Origin of the sequence: Autumnicola patrickiae (assembly GCF_031846525.1) — a bacterium.
Taxonomy (GTDB): Bacteria; Bacteroidota; Bacteroidia; order Flavobacteriales; family Flavobacteriaceae; genus Autumnicola; species Autumnicola patrickiae.
This window is the reverse complement of record NZ_JAVRHM010000087.1, coordinates 1-286: the sequence shown is the minus strand read 5'-3', so window position 1 is coordinate 286 and position 286 is coordinate 1. Positions and strand designations below refer to the sequence as shown.

1 protein-coding gene is annotated in these 286 nt (G+C 38.1%); it reads left to right on the top strand.

Annotation, left to right across the window (positions count from 1 at the left end; all coding sequences use genetic code 11):
* On the top strand, positions 1-286 hold a 286-nt coding region (locus RM549_RS19455; protein ID WP_311687786.1), incomplete at both ends, for a hypothetical protein.

Below are 286 nucleotides of genomic sequence, written 5' to 3'. Positions count from 1 at the left end.
CGGGATATGATTGCTTACCGAAAGGCACTTCAAAACAACAACAAAATAGGTGCGGAAAAGTATTATAATGCCCTTAAAGAAAAAATAACCTCTGCTAAAACTCTATTAGCAGAAAAGGACTATTCCTTTGCATTTATTTATGGTGCTGCATTATCAATCCTTATCAGGGAGGCCTTAGAAGCATTGCTGATTATCCTCATTATTCTCCGTGTTCTAAAACCTATAAAAATTAAACGCGCAGTGGTAGCCGTACATTCCGGATGGATTTTGGCCGTACTCATTGGTA